Annotated in this window: 12 protein-coding genes and 1 pseudogene; 3 read left to right on the top strand and 10 right to left on the bottom strand. The window is 59.7% G+C overall.

Annotation, left to right across the window (positions count from 1 at the left end; genetic code table 11):
• Window positions 1–5 precede the first annotated feature (5 nt).
• Window positions 6–215 (top strand): cold-shock protein, encoded by a 210-nt coding sequence (locus tag AP059_RS17315; protein ID WP_048363340.1) that lies wholly within the window; start codon window positions 6–8, stop codon window positions 213–215.
• Window positions 216–335: 120 nt separating this feature from the next.
• On the opposite strand, the gene AP059_RS17320 is transcribed toward AP059_RS17315, so the two are convergent.
• The 4 genes from AP059_RS17320 to AP059_RS17335 all read right to left on the bottom strand — a co-directional run bounded on the left by AP059_RS17320 (window position 336) and on the right by AP059_RS17335 (window position 5,480).
• The gene (locus AP059_RS17320; protein ID WP_059764505.1) at window positions 336–713 is read right to left on the bottom strand and encodes a hypothetical protein; all 378 of its coding nucleotides are present in this window, start codon (window positions 711–713) and stop codon (window positions 336–338) included.
• An 80-nt stretch (window positions 714–793) separates the two neighbouring features.
• Entirely contained in the window at window positions 794–1,603 is an 810-nt protein-coding gene (locus tag AP059_RS17325; RefSeq protein ID WP_059764507.1) for a putative RNA methyltransferase, read from the bottom strand.
• Window positions 1,603–2,754: a succinyl-diaminopimelate desuccinylase gene (dapE, locus tag AP059_RS17330; protein WP_059764508.1), complete on the bottom strand. Its 1,152-nt coding sequence runs from the start codon at window positions 2,752–2,754 to the stop codon at window positions 1,603–1,605. Before dapE ends, AP059_RS17325 begins: the two co-directional genes overlap by 1 nt.
• A 134-nt stretch (window positions 2,755–2,888) precedes the next feature.
• Window positions 2,889–5,480, bottom strand: coding sequence for a glycosyltransferase (locus tag AP059_RS17335; protein ID WP_048363344.1), 2,592 nt, complete (start codon window positions 5,478–5,480; stop codon window positions 2,889–2,891).
• A gap of 277 nt (window positions 5,481–5,757) precedes the next feature.
• Here AP059_RS17335 and tcdA point away from each other — a divergent pair.
• Window positions 5,758–6,552: pseudogene (gene tcdA, locus AP059_RS17340) on the top strand (tRNA cyclic N6-threonylcarbamoyladenosine(37) synthase TcdA); the annotation flags it as partial.
• Between the two features lie 177 nt (window positions 6,553–6,729).
• On the opposite strand, the gene AP059_RS17345 reads toward tcdA, so the two are convergent.
• Genes AP059_RS17345 through AP059_RS17360 form a run of 4 tightly spaced genes read right to left on the bottom strand, consistent with a single transcriptional unit; the run spans window position 6,730 to window position 9,843 of the window.
• On the bottom strand, window positions 6,730–7,137 hold the full coding sequence (locus AP059_RS17345) for a SufE family protein (RefSeq protein WP_059764510.1): 408 nt from the start codon (window positions 7,135–7,137) through the stop codon (window positions 6,730–6,732).
• The gene (locus tag AP059_RS17350; protein WP_059764512.1) at window positions 7,134–8,339 is read right to left on the bottom strand and encodes an aminotransferase class V-fold PLP-dependent enzyme; all 1,206 of its coding nucleotides are present in this window, start codon (window positions 8,337–8,339) and stop codon (window positions 7,134–7,136) included. The genes AP059_RS17345 and AP059_RS17350 overlap by 4 nt, the downstream gene beginning before the upstream one ends.
• Before the next feature lie 58 nt (window positions 8,340–8,397).
• Window positions 8,398–9,432, bottom strand: a complete 1,035-nt coding sequence (gene dapD, locus AP059_RS17355; RefSeq protein ID WP_059764514.1) for a 2,3,4,5-tetrahydropyridine-2,6-dicarboxylate N-succinyltransferase — start codon at window positions 9,430–9,432, stop codon at window positions 8,398–8,400.
• Window positions 9,433–9,480: 48 nt separating this feature from the next.
• A complete protein-coding gene (locus tag AP059_RS17360; RefSeq protein ID WP_059764516.1) occupies window positions 9,481–9,843 on the bottom strand; it encodes an ArsC family reductase in 363 nt (120 codons plus the stop codon).
• Between the two features lie 249 nt (window positions 9,844–10,092).
• On the opposite strand from AP059_RS17360, the gene AP059_RS17365 reads away from it, so the two are divergent.
• Window positions 10,093–11,739 (top strand): Na+/H+ antiporter, encoded by a 1,647-nt coding sequence (locus AP059_RS17365; protein WP_059764518.1) that lies wholly within the window; start codon window positions 10,093–10,095, stop codon window positions 11,737–11,739.
• Between the two features lie 79 nt (window positions 11,740–11,818).
• On the opposite strand, the gene dapC is transcribed toward AP059_RS17365, so the two are convergent.
• On the bottom strand, window positions 11,819–13,018 hold the full coding sequence (gene dapC / locus AP059_RS17370; protein WP_059764520.1) for a succinyldiaminopimelate transaminase: 1,200 nt from the start codon (window positions 13,016–13,018) through the stop codon (window positions 11,819–11,821).
• A 26-nt stretch (window positions 13,019–13,044) separates the two neighbouring features.
• Complete coding sequence (locus AP059_RS17375) at window positions 13,045–15,747, bottom strand: [protein-PII] uridylyltransferase (protein WP_059764522.1); 2,703 nt, start codon at window positions 15,745–15,747, stop codon at window positions 13,045–13,047.
• Between the last annotated feature and the right edge of the window lie 9 nt (window positions 15,748–15,756).

Consider the following 15,756-nt stretch of genomic DNA (forward strand, 5'->3'; position numbering starts at 1 on the left):
CACGCATGACAACGCGGTTTACAGGCAATGTGAAATGGTTCAACGACGCCAAAGGCTACGGGTTTATTCAGGGCGAAGAGGGCAAGGATGTGTTTGTGCACTACCGCGCAATTCGCGGTGAAGGCCATCGCAGCCTGGCTGAAGGTCAGCAGGTCGAATACAACCAGGTGACGGGTGACAAAGGCTTGCAGGCTGAGGATGTGGTAGGGCTGTAACGGTAAAACCTGTAGCCGCTGCCCAAGGCTGGGATAAGGTCCCAAGGGCCTTCGCTTTTCAGGCGATGGGTTGCAGTGCAACCCATCGCGGCCTGCGGCAGCGGCTACAAGACCTGTGGGTCAGGAGCCGGTTTTCCAGGTGATTTCTTCTTCGCCGTCTTCGCTAATGCGCACCCAGCGGTCAGCGTCGGCTTCGCCTTGCTCTTCAACCCAGCTACCCGGCGCACAGCGCACTTCGATGTTCAGTGCCTTGAAGGCGGCGTGGGCACAGGCGATGTCGTCTTCCCAAGGCGTTTGATCGCTGTCCAGGTACAAACTGTTCCATTTGCCTACGGCTTTTGGCATCCAGGTCACGGGAACGTTGCCTGCGGTACATTTCCAGGTTTCGCCTTTCTTTTTCCATTCCGAGCAGGGGCCCAGAACCTTTGAAAGCCAGACTTCTACGTCTTTGTAGGTGACGGTTTCTTTCAGGTAAATCTCAATGTCGGGTTGGCGCATGGATGTCCTCACTGCGGGTCTGAAAAATCCATTCGCGGATTAGTCGGGCCCGGGGCGTGTGCCCCTGGCCGTAAAGTGGGTTATTGAAGCACGAAGTAATCGTAGCGCATGGACACCGTCACGATTAAAGGCTCGGGGTGTTCGATGACTTCGGCGCGACGTTCGGCGCTGGCGCGCCAGCCGTGCGGGGTCATGGCCAGCAAGTTGGCGCGATCTTGCGGTTCGCTCAAGCGCAGTTTGAATTCCAGTGTTTCACTGTGTTGCAGCTGCATGCCTTCAGGTATCAGCGCCAGATGCTTGTCGTCTGCGTATTCACGCACTTCGTCGTACAGGCGTTCGCGCAATTCCATCAGGTGCCCGCGTGTGGGGCCGACACGCATCAACCCGCCGCCGGGGCTGAGCAAGCGCTTGGCCTCAAGCCAGTCGAGCGGGCTGAACACGCTGGCCAAAAACTGGCAGCTGCCGTCAGCCAAAGGCACTCGGGCCATGCTGGCGATCAACCAGGTCAATTGCGGATTGCGCTTGCAGGCCCGCTTGACCGCCTCGCGGGAGATATCGAGGGCGTAGCCATCGGCATGGGGCAGGGCGTCGGCGATTTGTGCGGTGTAGTAACCCTCGCCACAACCGATGTCCAGCCAGCGCTGCGGGGCGCGCTCGGCAGCCAGCTCCGCCAGGCGCTTGGCCACAGGCGCGTAATGACCGGCGTTGAGAAAGTCGCGACGGGCTTCAACCATTGCCTGATTGTCGCCAGGGTCACGGCTGTTTTTGTGTTGCACGGGCAACAGGTTCAGGTAGCCCTGACGCGCACGGTCAAAACGGTGGCCTGCCGGGCAGACCACGCCATTATCGACCGCACTCAGCGGCTCAGAGCAAATAGGGCAGGCGAGCATCAGGCGAGCAACTTGATCAGGGTTTGGTAGTAGATCTCGGTCAGCACATCGAGGTCGCTGGCCAGTACGCGTTCGTTGACCTGGTGAATGGTCGCGTTGACCGGCCCCAGCTCCACCACCTGGGTGCCCAATGTGGCGATAAAGCGCCCGTCAGAGGTGCCGCCGCTGGTGGACGCCTTGGTTTGGCGACCGGTCACTTGTTTGATGCTTGAGGCGACGGCATCGAGCAATGCGCCCGGCTCGGTCAAAAACGGCAGGCCCGACAGCGCCCACTCGATGTGCCAGTCCAGACCATGCTTGTCGAGGATATCCGCCACGCGCTGTTGCAAGCCTTCGACCGTAGATTCGGTCGAGAAGCGGAAGTTGAACACCGCCACCAGATCACCGGGAATGACGTTGGTCGCGCCGGTGCCCGAGTTGAGGTTGGAAATCTGGAAGCTGGTAGGCGGGAAGAAGTCGTTACCGTTGTCCCAATGTTCGGCGGCCAGCTCAGCCAGCGCCGGGGCCGCCAGGTGAATCGGGTTTTTTGCCAGGTGCGGGTACGCCACGTGACCTTGAACCCCGCGCACCGTGAGCTTGGCGCCGAGGGAGCCGCGGCGGCCGTTTTTCACCACGTCACCCACCAGCGTGGTGCTCGATGGTTCACCCACGATGCACCAGTCCAGACGCTCCTTGCGCGCGGCGAAACGCTCAACCACCGCTTTGGTGCCGTGATGCGCCGGGCCTTCTTCGTCGCTGGTGATCAGAAACGCGACCGAACCCTTGTGGTCCGGGTAGTCAGCGACAAAACGTTCGGCGGCCACCAGCATTGCGGCCAGGCTGCCTTTCATGTCGGCAGCGCCACGCCCGCAGAGCATGCCGTGTTCGTCGATCAGTGCATCGAACGGGTCGTTCTGCCACGCTTGTACCGGGCCGGTTGGCACCACGTCGGTATGGCCGGCGAAGCACAGCACCGGGCCGTCGTGTTTGCCGTGGGTGGCCCAGAAGTTGTCCACGTCTTCGATGCGCATAGGCTCCAGTGCAAAGCCTGCATCACCCAAGCGCTGCATCATCAGCTTCTGGCAATCGGCGTCGATTGGCGTCACGGAAGGGCGACGGATCAGATCGCAGGCAAGTTGCAGGGTCGGCGAGAGGTCGGCGTGGGCCGTCATGGTGGTGGACTCCGAAGCTGGGCGTGTAGGGAAGCAAACTTTGAACGCTCGCGCCTGTAAGGCTGGGCGCAAAAGGGCGGTTATCTTAAAGCAAAACGGCGGCCAGAGGCCGCCGTTTAGTGGTTGCGGTCAATTTATGCCGCAGGCTGCTCTTTCGGTGCGTCCACCGGTTTAGGCAGAGATGACATAAAGGCCATCACCAGCGCTGCCAGATACGGCAGCGATTGCACCAGCAACATCACCACCCAAAAGCGCATGTCGTTGCTCGGCAGCCCTTGTACGAAGCAGATCCCCAAGGCTGCGCCCCAGAGCAACAGCATGATGAAGACTTCTTCCCGTGCCTCGGAGAGCGCGACCCAAAAACCGTGGTTGTCGGCGTTTTTAGGCGTACGGAAGAACGGAATGCTGGTGGTGAAAAAGCCATACAACACCGCCTTGGCAATGGTGTGCGACAACGCCAGCCCGGCCAGAGCCGCGGCAAATGCATCCTTGAGGTTGACCCCCACGGTACGGCGGTACAGGAAGATGATCTTGCCCACCTTGAATACAAACAACGCCAGCGGCGGGATCGCAAAAATCAGCAGCGGTGGATCGACCCGCGTCGGCACAATAATCATCGCGGCCGACCACAGCAGCGCGCCCACGGTGAAGAAGATGTTCATGCCGTCAGCGACCCACGGCAACCAGCCCGCCAGGAAGTGATAACGCTGGCCACGGGTCAGTTGCGAGTCCTTGCCACGCAGCAGGCTTGAGGCGTGACGCTTGATAATCTGAATCGCTCCGTAGGCCCAGCGGAATCGCTGTTTCTTGAAGTCGATGAAGGTATCGGGCATCAGCCCTTTACCGTAGCTGTTGTGGGAATAGGCTGCGGAATAGCCTTTCTCAAAGATCCGCAGGCCCAACTCGGCATCCTCACAAATACACCAGTCGGCCCAGCCCAGCTCTTCGAGTACTGAACGGCGGGTCATGGTCATGGTGCCGTGCTGAATGATCGCGTCGCGGTCGTTACGGGTGACCATGCCGATATGGAAGAAGCCCTTGTACTCGGAGTAGCAGAGCTTTTTAAAGGTGCTTTCGTTCTGGTCGCGGTAGTCCTGGGGCGATTGCACGATGGCGATTTTAGGGTCGGCAAAGTGCGGCACCATGTGCTTGAGCCAGTTGCGGTCTACGCAGTAGTCCGAGTCGATGACCGCGATGACTTCGGCATCCGGCGCGGTGTGCGGGATCAGGTAATTGAGTGCGCCGCCCTTGAAACCGGCCAGCGGGGCAACGTGGAAAAACTTGAAACGCGGGCCGAGGGTGGCGCAGTAATCGCGCACCGGCTCCCAGACCGCCGGATCTTTGGTGTTGTTGTCGATGATCAACACTTCGAAATCCGGGTAATCCAGATTGGCCAGCGCGTCGAGGGTCTGTTTCACCATCGCGGGTGGCTCGTTGTAGCACGGCACATGGATCGAGACTTTCGGGCGGTAGGCGTCGTCGGCTTCGACCGGTAAAAACTCCCGTCGGCGCTTGCGAACCCATACCGCTTCGGCCAGTTCGTGGGCTTCGGTCAGCAACACGATAAACACCCCGAGGGCGCCCAAACCCAGTAAGAACCCTACCGTGAGGCTGAACCAGGTGCTGTATTGCTGGCTGTAGTCGTAAGCGATCCACACCAGTACCGAACCGCATAAAAAGGCGGTGAACGTGAGGAACGTTCGCCCGCGCTGACGCAGTGCAGAGCCATCAATGAGCAGCAACGCCAGCGACAGCAGGCCCATCACCACCGAACCGATGGCCAGTACGCGCCACTGCGGGATCGCGACCACTGGGCCTTCGAAGTTGAATTTTTGCTGGCGTGCGGCGTTGTACACGCCCCAGTACGCCCCCACCGAGCCTTCGTCGCTGGCCTTCCACGGCTGGTCGAACGCTTCGATCACGAAGTAGTTGTAACCCCGGCGGTTCAGGGTATTGACCAGGTTACGCAGGTAAATCGCCTGGTCAGCCGGGGTCGCGTCAGCACCACCGCGCATGCGGCCGTTACTCGGCCAGCCAACCTCCGACAGCAGCAAAGGCTTTTTCGGGAACATCTTTTTCAGATCCCGGGCGCGGTCCAGTACAAATTCGCCAGCCTTGTCCACCGGGATAAATTCCCAGTAGGGCAAAATGTGCGCGGCAATCAGGTCAACGTGCTTGGCCAGTTGTGGGTATTTCTCCCAGATATGCCATTGCTCGGACGTGGTGACGGGCACCTTGACCGCGGCGCGCACCCGGTCCAGCAGTACGATCAGCTCTTCGGGTGTGATTTCTTCGCGGAACAGCGCTTCGTTACCCACCACGACCCGCACGATGCTGCGCGAGTTATTGGCCAGCTCAATGGCTTTCTGGATTTCCCTCTCGTTGCGCTCCAGGTCAGGGCTGATCCAGATCCCGATGGTCACGCGCAAACCGAACTCTTCGGCCAACTTGGGAATGTCACCCAAGGTGCCATCGACTGAGTAGGTACGAATGTTGTCGGTCAGCTTGCTCATGATCTCCAGGTCACGACGCATTTCATCGTCGGACGGATATTGGTCTTTCTGCGGGTATTGGCCTTGTTGAAACGGCGAATACGAAAAACCGGAGATTTGCTCTGGCCAGTTGGGCGCCGAGACCGGGCGATTGATCAGCGCCCAGAAACCGGTGAAGAGAGCGGCGATGGCCAACACCACCACCAGATTGAGTCCAAATTTACGCGATGACATAACTATTTCGGGTTCCAAAAGGAGTGGAACGAAGATCGCTCGGCAGGTGCCAAACGGCGCGCATCCTACACTGGGATTTAACTTGACGTACAGCGCATGGAAAACGGCTTGGCGTTTGGCAGCGATCGCCAGCTTAAGTTCTTTCTTTATTACTTGTAGCTCTTATCTTGCTACTAGGTCGGCTATTAAAGCAGGCTTGGTCGGATGATCCGTAGGAAATGTACTCAGCATCGTTAAGACCACCCTATAATGCGCGCCGGTTTTTGGGGTGTTGGTTATGAGTACAGAAGATCCGCGGTTTGCCGGTGTAGCCCGGTTATATGGTCTGGAAGGCATGGACCGTCTGCGTGCGGCGCATGTGGCGATCATCGGTGTAGGTGGCGTGGGGTCATGGGCCGCCGAAGCGATTGCGCGTTGTGGTGTGGGTGAAATTTCGCTGTTTGATTTGGATGATGTCTGCGTCAGCAACACCAACCGCCAGCTGCATGCATTAAGTTCGACCGTTGGTCGGGACAAGGTTGAGGTGATGGCCGAGCGCCTGCGTCAGATCAACCCGGATTGCACGGTGCACGCGGTGGCGGACTTCGTAACCCGCGAAACCATGGCCGAGTACATCACCCCCGACATCGACTGCGTGATCGACTGCATCGACAGCGTGAATGCCAAGGCGGCGCTGATTGCCTGGTGCAAGCGACGCAAGATCCAAATCATCACCACGGGTGGCGCGGGCGGGCAAATCGACCCGACGCTGATCCAGGTGTGTGATTTGAACCGTACCTTTAATGACCCGCTGGCCTCCAAAGTGCGCTCCACGTTGCGTCGTGATTATGGTTTTTCTCGTACCGTGACGCGTCATTACAGCGTGCCGTGCGTGTTCTCGACCGAGCAGCTGCGCTACCCCAAGCCCGATGGCAGCATTTGTTTGCAGAAAAGTTTTGTGGGGGATGGGGTCAAGCTTGACTGCGCCGGTGGGTTTGGCGCCGTGATGATGGTTACGGCAACCTTTGGCATGGTGGCGGCGACCAAGGCGGTTGACAAAATCGTGGCGGGTATGCGTCGGCCTTCGGAAAAGCTCAAGCAAAAACAAAGCCCTCACCCTGGCCCTCTCCCAAAGGGAGAGGAGAGTGAACGCGTGGAGTCGCATAAACCGGCGGCCTGAAGTTGCGCGATGAATGCAGGCGTGCAGTATTTCTCAAGCACGCACCAATCCGTCCGTCTGCCGTTGGGAGTGGGTCAGGATGAGGGGATTTTAGCCGAGCGCCAATTCCCGCATCCGCACTAAAACGGCATTTAAGCCATTGCTGCGTGACGGCGACAATTGGCGGCTCAAGCCCAACTGCTCGAACCATCCCGGCAAGTCCACTTGCACCAGTTGTTCTGCGCTCAAACCGTTCACCCGCGCCAGCAACAATGCCACCAGCCCGCGAATCAAGCGTGCATCAGTGCTGGCCGCAAACTGCCAATGCCCGTCTTTCAATTCGCCCACCAACCACACCAGGCTTTCACAGCCCTGCACGAGGTTGGCGTCGGTTTTTTTGGTCTCGGGCAGGGCCGGTAAGCGTTGGCCCCACTGCATCAGCAAGCGCGCGCGCGACTCCCAACCCGCACACTGCTTAAAACTGTCGAGGGCAACGTGTGCTTCAGCGGGCAAGCTCATTGCAGTAACTCCAGCGCCTGATCAAGTGCCGTGAAGAATCGCTCAAGATCTTGCGAATCGTTGTACAGCGCCAATGACACGCGTATAGCGCCCGCCAGCCCCAGGCTTTTCAGCAACGGCATAGCGCAGTGGTGACCGGCACGCACCGCAATGCCTTGCTCCGTCAGCAGGTGCGCAAGGTCAGCGTTGTGCACGTCTTCGACGACAAAACTCACCAGTGCCAGTTGCGCAGTGCCCAGCAGGCGAATGCCTGGACGCTGCTGCAAACCTTTAACCAGCAGCGCATGCAGGGCGGCTTCGTGGGCCTCGACGGCGTGTTGATCCAGGCTCGCCAAATAACTCAGGGTGGCGCCCAGGCCGATCACGCTGGCAATCGGCGGGGTGCCAGCCTCAAAACCCAGGGGCGCCGGGCGAAAGGTCGCGTGCTGGTAGTCGGCGTCTTGCACCATCTCCCCGCCAAACTGCCAGTGCTGCAAGCGAGCGAGGGCTTCGTTACGCCCGCACAGCACGCCCAACCCGTCAGGGCCGTACAGTTTGTGGCTGGAAAATACGTAGAAGTCGCACCCCAACGCTTGTACGTCATGACGGCCATGCACGACGCCTTGAGCGCCGTCGACCACGGTCAGCGCGTTGTGCGCTTTGGCCAGCGCCAACAGGGCGGGCAGGGGTTGCCACACGCCCAGCACGTTGGACAGTTGGCTCACCGCCAACAGTCGGGTACGCGGGGTGATCAGTTGGGCAGCGGCGACAAGGTCAATCACGCCATCGCTGTCGAGCGGCAACACCACCAGTTTGAGGTGTTTGCGCTGGGCCAACTGTTGCCAGGGCAGCAGGTTGGCATGGTGTTCCAGGGCGCTGATGACGATTTCGTCACCGGCCTCAAATTGGTGTTCCAGCCCGTAGGCCAGCAAGTTCAGCGCCGAGGTGGCACCGTGGGTGAAAACGATGGTTGCGCTGTCGCCGGCATTGAGCCAGTGGGCGACTTTGGCGCGGCTGTTCTCAAAGGCCTGGGTCGCGTGGGCGCCCGGCAAGTGTTGGGCCCGGTGCACGTTGGCGGCGCCACTGGCGTAGTAGTGCGTCAGTGCGTCGAGCAGGGCCTGGGGTTTTTGCGTGGTGGCAGCGTTGTCCAGATAGGTCTGGTCTTGACGTTGCAAGGCGGCGATGGCTGGGAAGTCAGCGCGCCAGGGAGAAGGCAAAAGCATGGTGTTGTGGCTCTGTTGACGAGGCCAGAAACTGGCCCCGTCAGTGGCAGACAGACGCTTAGTTGTGCGCGTGCAGGGCTTCGTTCAGCTCGATGGCCGACTTGTGGGTTTTGCATTCCACCGCGCCGGTTTGCGAGTTGCGACGGAACAGCAGGTCGGACTGGCCCGCCAGTTCACGGGCTTTCACCACTTTGACCAGTTGGTTGTTTTCATCGAGCAGTGCCACTTTGGTACCCGCCGTGACGTACAGGCCAGACTCGACGGTGTTGCGGTCGCCCAGCGGGATGCCGATACCGGCATTGGCGCCGATCAGGCAGCCTTCGCCGACTTTGATCACGATGTTGCCGCCGCCCGACAGGGTGCCCATGGTGGAGCAACCGCCACCCAAATCCGAACCCTTGCCGACGAATACGCCCGCCGATACGCGGCCTTCGATCATGCCCGGGCCTTCGGTGCCCGCGTTGAAGTTGACGAAGCCTTCGTGCATCACGGTGGTGCCTTCGCCGATGTAAGCGCCCAGACGCAGACGTGCCGCGTCAGCGATACGCACGCCCGCCGGTACTACGTAGTCAGTCATTTTCGGGAACTTGTCGACCGAGAACACTTCCAGCAGATCGCCACGCAGACGGGCTTCGAGTTGACGTTCAGCCAATTCGCCGAGGTCGATGGCGCCCTGGCTGGTCCAGGCCACGTTTGGCAGTAGCGGGAACACGCCCGCCAGGTTCAGGCCGTGCGGTTTGACCAGGCGATGGGACAGCAGGTGCAGCTTGAGGTAAGCCTCGGGCGTGGACGTCAGGGCTGCGTCTTCGGCCAGCAAGGTGGCAACCAGCGGCTTGTGGCTTTCAGCCAGGCGGGTCAGCAACGCGGCTTGCGCGGCGTCCACTGGTTTGGCCGCTTCAGCCATTTGCGCCGCTTGCGCGGTGGTGAAGGTGATTGCCTGATTGCCACCGGTGTAACCCAGGATCGGGGCGATGGCTGCAATCAGTTCGGCCGACGGGTTGAGCAGGGGTTGTGCGTAGAACACTTCCAGCCATGCGCCTTGACGGTTTTGAGTGCCGACGCCGAAGGCTGCGCTGAACAGGGTAGTAGACATGCAATTACCTCTTACAAAAATAAATGGGCGCACGATAAGCACTTGGGCTTAAAGAAGGGCTGCCGCATAAAGATCTGGCTTGAAGCCAATCAGGGTTTTGTCACCGAGATCGAGCACCGGGCGCTTGATCATCGAGGGTTGAGCGAGCATCAGTGCAACGGCTTTGGCTTGGTCGAGATCGGCTTTTTGTTCGTCGTCGAGCTTGCGAAAGGTTGTACCGGCGCGATTGAGCACCACTTGCCAGCCGTGCTCAGTGCACCACTGGTTGAGGTGTTCGCGGTCGATGCCCGTGCTTTTGTAGTCGTGAAAATCGTAGTGCAGCCCATTTTCATCCAGCCAGGTGCGCGCCTTTTTCATGGTGTCGCAGGCTTTGATGCCATAAAGGTGCAAGGTCTTGCTCGAATCGGTCACGGAAATTGCCCCTCCTTTGGAGATGCTTAAAATGAGCGGTCGCGGATTATGCCACGAGCGGCGCGCTGGGTGCGCCAGGCGTGGAGGTTGGCACGGTGTTGTGACATATCATCACGCCACTGCGACTTTTGTTGAGCGGTCAGCGTTTGCCATTAAAGGCTACTATGGCTCGGGATGGAAAAGTGTTGCCACTTATGTTTAGTTAAAAGCCGTTCAGTTTGAAGCGGCCCGCTCGGGAACCCTGCTGATATGCAAACCGCCTATACCGTCCTCATCCTGCTGATGCTGGTGGGTGTCTCGCGTCTATTGGGGCGTTTGATCCCGTTGCCATTACCCTTGGTGCAAATTGCCGCTGGCGCTTTGCTGGCCTGGCCAACACTGGGCCTGCATGTGGCGCTGGACCCTGAGTTGTTTCTGTTTCTGTTTTTGCCGCCGCTGTTGTTCTCCGATGGTTGGCGCATGCCCAAGCGTGAGTTCTGGCGTTTGCGTGGGCCGATTCTGACCTTGGCCGTGGGCCTGGTGCTGTTCACCGTGGTGGGGGCGGGGTATTTCATCCACTGGATCTTGCCGACCATTCCGTTACCTGTCGCCTTTGCGCTGGCCGCGGTGCTGTCGCCGACCGATGCGGTGGCTGTGTCGGCCATTGCGCAGAATCGCTTGCCGGCGCCCTTGATGCATATGTTGCAGGGCGAGGCGTTGATGAATGATGCAACGGGCCTGGTGACCTTCAAATTCGCGCTGGTGGCGGCCATTACGGGTGTGTTTTCGTTGACCAATGCCAGTGTCACGTTCCTGTTGGTGGCGTGTGGCGGCTTGGCCATCGGTGTGGCATTGAGCTGGCTGGTGGGGCGCATGCGGGCCTGGATGATTGCGCGCGGCTGGGACGACCCGGCGACCCACGTGGTGTTTATGTTGTTGCTGCCGTTTGCAGCCTATGTGCTGGCCGAGCGCCTGGGTGCTTCGGGTATTTTGTCCGCCGTGGCGGCGGGCATGATGCAGAGCTGGCTGGACCTGTTGCCGCGCCAGACCAGCACGCGCTTGCTTAACCGTAGTGTGTGGGGGCTGCTGGAGTTTGCGTTCAACGGCCTGATCTTCCTGCTGCTGGGCCTGCAACTGCCAGACATCATCAAGGCGGTGGTCAGTCACGAAACCACACTGTGGCCGACACTGATGTACCGCTGCCTGGATGTGGTGGCGGTGTTTTTGGTGTTGCTGGCGTTGCGTTTTATCTGGGTGCAGAGCATCTGGCGTTTGTCGGGTCTGCTGCGACGCTGGCGCGGCAAGGGCGAACTGACGATGGTGCCGACGGCGCGTTCGTGCTGGTTGCTCACGGTCGGCGGTGTACGCGGGGCGGTAACGCTGGCGGGTGTGATGTCGGTGCCGCTGTTGATTAGTAAAGGCGTTGACTTCCCTGAGCGTGATTTGCTGATTTTCATCGCGGCCGGGGTGATTCTGCTGTCCTTGATTGCGGCGTGTATTGCCTTGCCGTTCCTGCTGCGCGGGATCGAAAAAAGCCCTGACGATGCGATGCGCAAAGAAGTACGCGAGGCGTGGCGGCGCACGGCAGAAGCGGCGATTCACGCGCTGGAGGCTGAAGAGCTGGTGGAGCCGCAAACCCAGCAGGATGCCGCTCAGGCTGCCCTGGCAGCTGAATTGAAGGCGCGGATCATGTCCGAGTATCGGCATCAGTTGGAGGTCTACAACGATTCGGCGGAAGCGCAGGCGCTGGCCTCGCAAATGGACCTGCTGGAGAGTCGCCTGCGGATCAAGGCGCTCAGGGCGCAGCGATTGGAGCTGTACAGCATGCGTCGTCATCACGAGATTGGCGATGACGTACTGAGCGAGATCCTCAAGGATCTGGACATGAGCGAGGCGAATCTGGGTCAGGTCAAGTAGCCCCCCCGTACCTCGATCCACCGGCTGCGATCTTTGCGGATGAAAGATCGCAGCCAGCGACAGCGCCTATGAGGGCGGGTTAGCGGCGGCGCTGGATGAAGTCGCGGATTCGCTCGGCGGCCTCTACGCATTCGGCCAGTGGGGCCACCAGCGCCATGCGCACCCGGCCTGCGCCCGGATTGAAACCCTCGACTTCGCGCGACAGGTAGGAACCCGGTACGACGGTGACGTGTTCTTGGGCGAACAGGTCGCGGCAGAATGCAGCGTCGTCACCTTCCACCTGGGGCCACAGGTAAAAACCGCCATCAGGGCGTTGCACATCCAGCACCGGGCTCAAAATCTCCAGTACCGCGTCGAATTTCTCGCGGTACAGGTCGCGGTTGGTGCGCACGTGGGCTTCGTCGTTCCATGCCGCAATGCTCGCCAGTTGCGTTTGCACCGGCATGGCACAGCCGTGGTAGGTGCGATAGAGCAAGAATGCCTTGAGGATCTGTGCATCGCCCGCCACGAAACCGGAACGCAGCCCCGGCAGGTTTGAACGCTTGGACAGGCTGTGGAACACCACGCAACGTTTGAAGTCTTCACGGCCCAAGGCAACGCAGGCGCTGAGCAGGCCGACCGGTGGGGTGTGCTCGTCGAAATACAGTTCGCTGTAGCACTCGTCCGCGGCAATCACGAAGTCGTACTCGTCTGCCAGGGCAATCAGCTTTTTCAGGGTTTCAAGCGGGATCAGTGCGCCGGTCGGGTTGCCCGGTGAGCACAGAAACAGAATTTGGCAGCGCTTCCAGGTATCGGGGCTTACGGCATCAAAATCGGGGTTGAAGCCATGTTCGGCCAGGCATGGCAGGTAATGCGGTGTGGCACCGGCCAGAAAGGCTGCGCCTTCATAGATTTGATAGAACGGGTTGGGGCTGATCACCAGCGCGTCGTCGCCACGGTTGACCACGGTCTGGGTGAAGGCAAACAGCGCTTCACGCGTGCCGTTGACCGGCAGGATGTTGCGCGCCGGGTCGAGCCAGCCAGCTGGCACGTCGAAGCGGCGCTCGGCCCAGTGGCCAATGGTTTCGCGCAACAGGGGGATGCCCAGCGTGGTCGGGTAGACCGCCATTTGGTCGAGGTTATCGGCCAGCGCCTTGGCCACGAAATCGGGCGAGCGGTGTTTCGGCTCGCCAATCGACAGTGCAATCGGGCGTTTGTTTGCGTTGGGCTGCACGCTGCCAAGCAGGGCGCGCAGTTTTTCGAACGGGTAAGGCTGCAACTGGTTCAGAGCGTTGTTCATCGGGTGCGGGTCTCACTCGGCGGCGCTTAAATGCTCAGGCGCCACGGTTCTGGGGTGGAATCTTTATTGACCGTTAATTGCTCGACGATTGCTTCCTGCAGGCGCATGCACAGTTGCGGGTCAGACAAGGGTTGGTTGTTTTCATCGGTGATGAAAAAGACGTCTTCTACGCGCTCGCCCAAGGTGGCGATCTTGGCGTTTTGCAGCGACAGATCGAATTCCAGAAAGATCATCCCGATGCGGGCCAGTAAGCCGGGGCGGTCGGGAGCGCTGAGTTCGAGCACCGTTACAGGGCGCTGCGCATCGTTATGGATCGTGACCTGCGGCGCGAAGGCAAAGTGTTTGAGCTGGCGCGGCACGCGGCGCTGGATGATGGTCGGGTAGTCATCCGGGTTGCGCAGGGCTTCGGTCAGGCCTTTGCGGATTTTTTCGATGCGCTCGGGGTTGTTGCCAATCGAGTCGCCGTCGTTGTCGAGCACGATGTAGGTGTCGAGGGTGAACTGGCTGCTGGAGGTGATGATGCGCGCGTCATGGATGTTGAGGTTGAGTTGGTCCATGGCCGCGACCGTCACTGCGAAGAAGTCGTGTTGGTCGGGGGCGTAGATGAAGATCTGGGTGCCGCCTTCAAAGTCGCGCTGGGTGGTCTCTTTGATCAACACCAGCGGGCCGCCGTCGGCAGGCTGTTGCAGGATGGCTTCGGTGTGCAGGGCGACATCGGCCGAGGTGTGACGCAGGAAGTAGTCGTCCCCCAGTTGCGACCACAGTTGCTCGACATCGTCCTGGTCGTTGCCGTTGCGTACCAACGTGTCCAGCGCCGCGCTTTGGGTCTGACGGATCTGCTCTTCACGGTCTACCGGGTTTTCCAGGCCGCGCCGCAAGGCCCGCTTGGTCTCGGTATAGAGCTGGCGCAACAGGCTGGCGCGCCAGGAGTTCCAGAGCGTCGGGTTGGTGGCGTTGATGTCGGCGACGGTCAGTACATAAAGGTAGTCGAGGTGGGTCTCATCGCCCACCGCCTGTGCGAAGTCATGGATCACTTGCGGGTCGGACAAGTCCTTGCGCTGGGCGGTGGTCGACATCACGAGATGGTTTTGCACCAGCCACACAATCAGCCGGGTGTCCCACTGCGGCAATTGATGGCGAATGCAGAAGGCTTCGGCATCCACGGCGCCGATTTCGGAATGGTCGCCGTGACGGCCCTTGCCGATGTCGTGGTACAGGCCCGCCAGATAGATCAGTTCCGGTTTGGGCAGTTTGGCCATCAGTTTGCTGGCCAACGGGAATTTCTCGGACACCTGGGTGTACTGCAATTTGCGCAGGTGCTTGATCAGGTTCAGCGTGTGTGCATCGACCGTATAAATGTGAAACAGGTCGTGCTGCATCTGGCCGACGATAAACCCGAATTCGGGCAGGTAACGTCCCAAAATGCCGTAGCGGTTCATCCGTCGCAGGTTGCGATGAATACCGTTCTTGCACTTGAACAGCTCAATAAACAGGCTGGTATTGCGAATGTCATTACGGAAATCGTCGTCGATCAGGTAACGGTGCTCACGCAACAAGCGAATGGTGTCAGCGCGTACCCCTTTGATTTCCGGGTGTTGGGCCATCAGCAGGAAAATTTCCAGCATGGCAAACGGCGTGCGCTTGAACACCTGGTCACTGGTGGCTTCTATATAGCCGTCGTGCAGCTGAAAGCGCGAGTTGATGGGCGTAGGCGGTGCTTCGTCTTCGGGGGCCAGAATGACCTCTTCGAAGTGCTGAATGATCAGGTCGCTGAGCTGAGCGATGCTCATGACTACCCGATAGTACTGTTGCATGAAGTTTTCGATGGTCTGTTTGGTGTCTTCGCCCGCAAAGCCCAGTAGCTCGGCGATGCTGCGCTGGTGATCGAACAACAGGCGGTCTTCCGCGCGTCCGGCCAGCATATGCAGCGCGTACCGCACCTTCCATAAAAATTCTTGGGAGGAGGCGAGCAGGGCGTGTTCGCTCTCGACCAGAAAACCTTCGCCTGCCAATGCGCGCAGGTTGAGGGTGCCGTATTGACGACGGGCAACCCACAAGATGGTCTGGATGTCGCGCAGGCCGCCAGGAGAACCTTTGACGTTGGGTTCCAGGTTGTATTCCGTGTCGTTGTACTTGTGGTGTCGGGCTTTTTGTTCGGCGTGCTTGGCCAGAAAGAAGTCTTTGCTGGGCCACATGTGCGCGGTGCTGGTGACATCCAGCATGCGCTGGCGTAAGTGTTCGGGGCCGGCGACGGTGCGGCTTTCCATCAGGTTGGTGATGATGGTCAGGTCGGCGCGGGCTTGCTCGGCGCACTCCTCCACTGAGCGCACGCTCTGACCGACTTCCAGGCCAATGTCCCAAAGTAACATCAGAAAGCGCTCAATTGAGTCGCGAAAAATTTCGTGATCGGCGTTGTCCAGCAAGATCAGCAGGTCAATGTCAGAGTAGGGGTGCAGTTCGCCACGGCCGTAGCCGCCTACCGCCACCAGCGCGATATCGGCTTCGGCGCTCCAGTTGAACTGGTCCCAGGCCTGATTGAGGATGCAGTCAACGAACCAGGCGCGATCCTCGATCAAACGTCGAATGTCGCGCCCTGTGCGAAAGCGGTCGTCGAGCACCTCACGTGCCTGGCGGATCGCCTTTTTGAAAGCGGCAATGGGGCTTGCCTTTAACGCCAGTTCGGCCTGGAACTGGCCACGGTCAAAAAGTTCGGGATCCACCTGCGGCATTGATTGGCT

Origin of the sequence: Pseudomonas sp. TAA207 (genome assembly GCF_001529285.1) — a bacterium.
Taxonomy (GTDB): Bacteria; Pseudomonadota; Gammaproteobacteria; order Pseudomonadales; family Pseudomonadaceae; genus Aquipseudomonas; species Aquipseudomonas weihenstephanensis.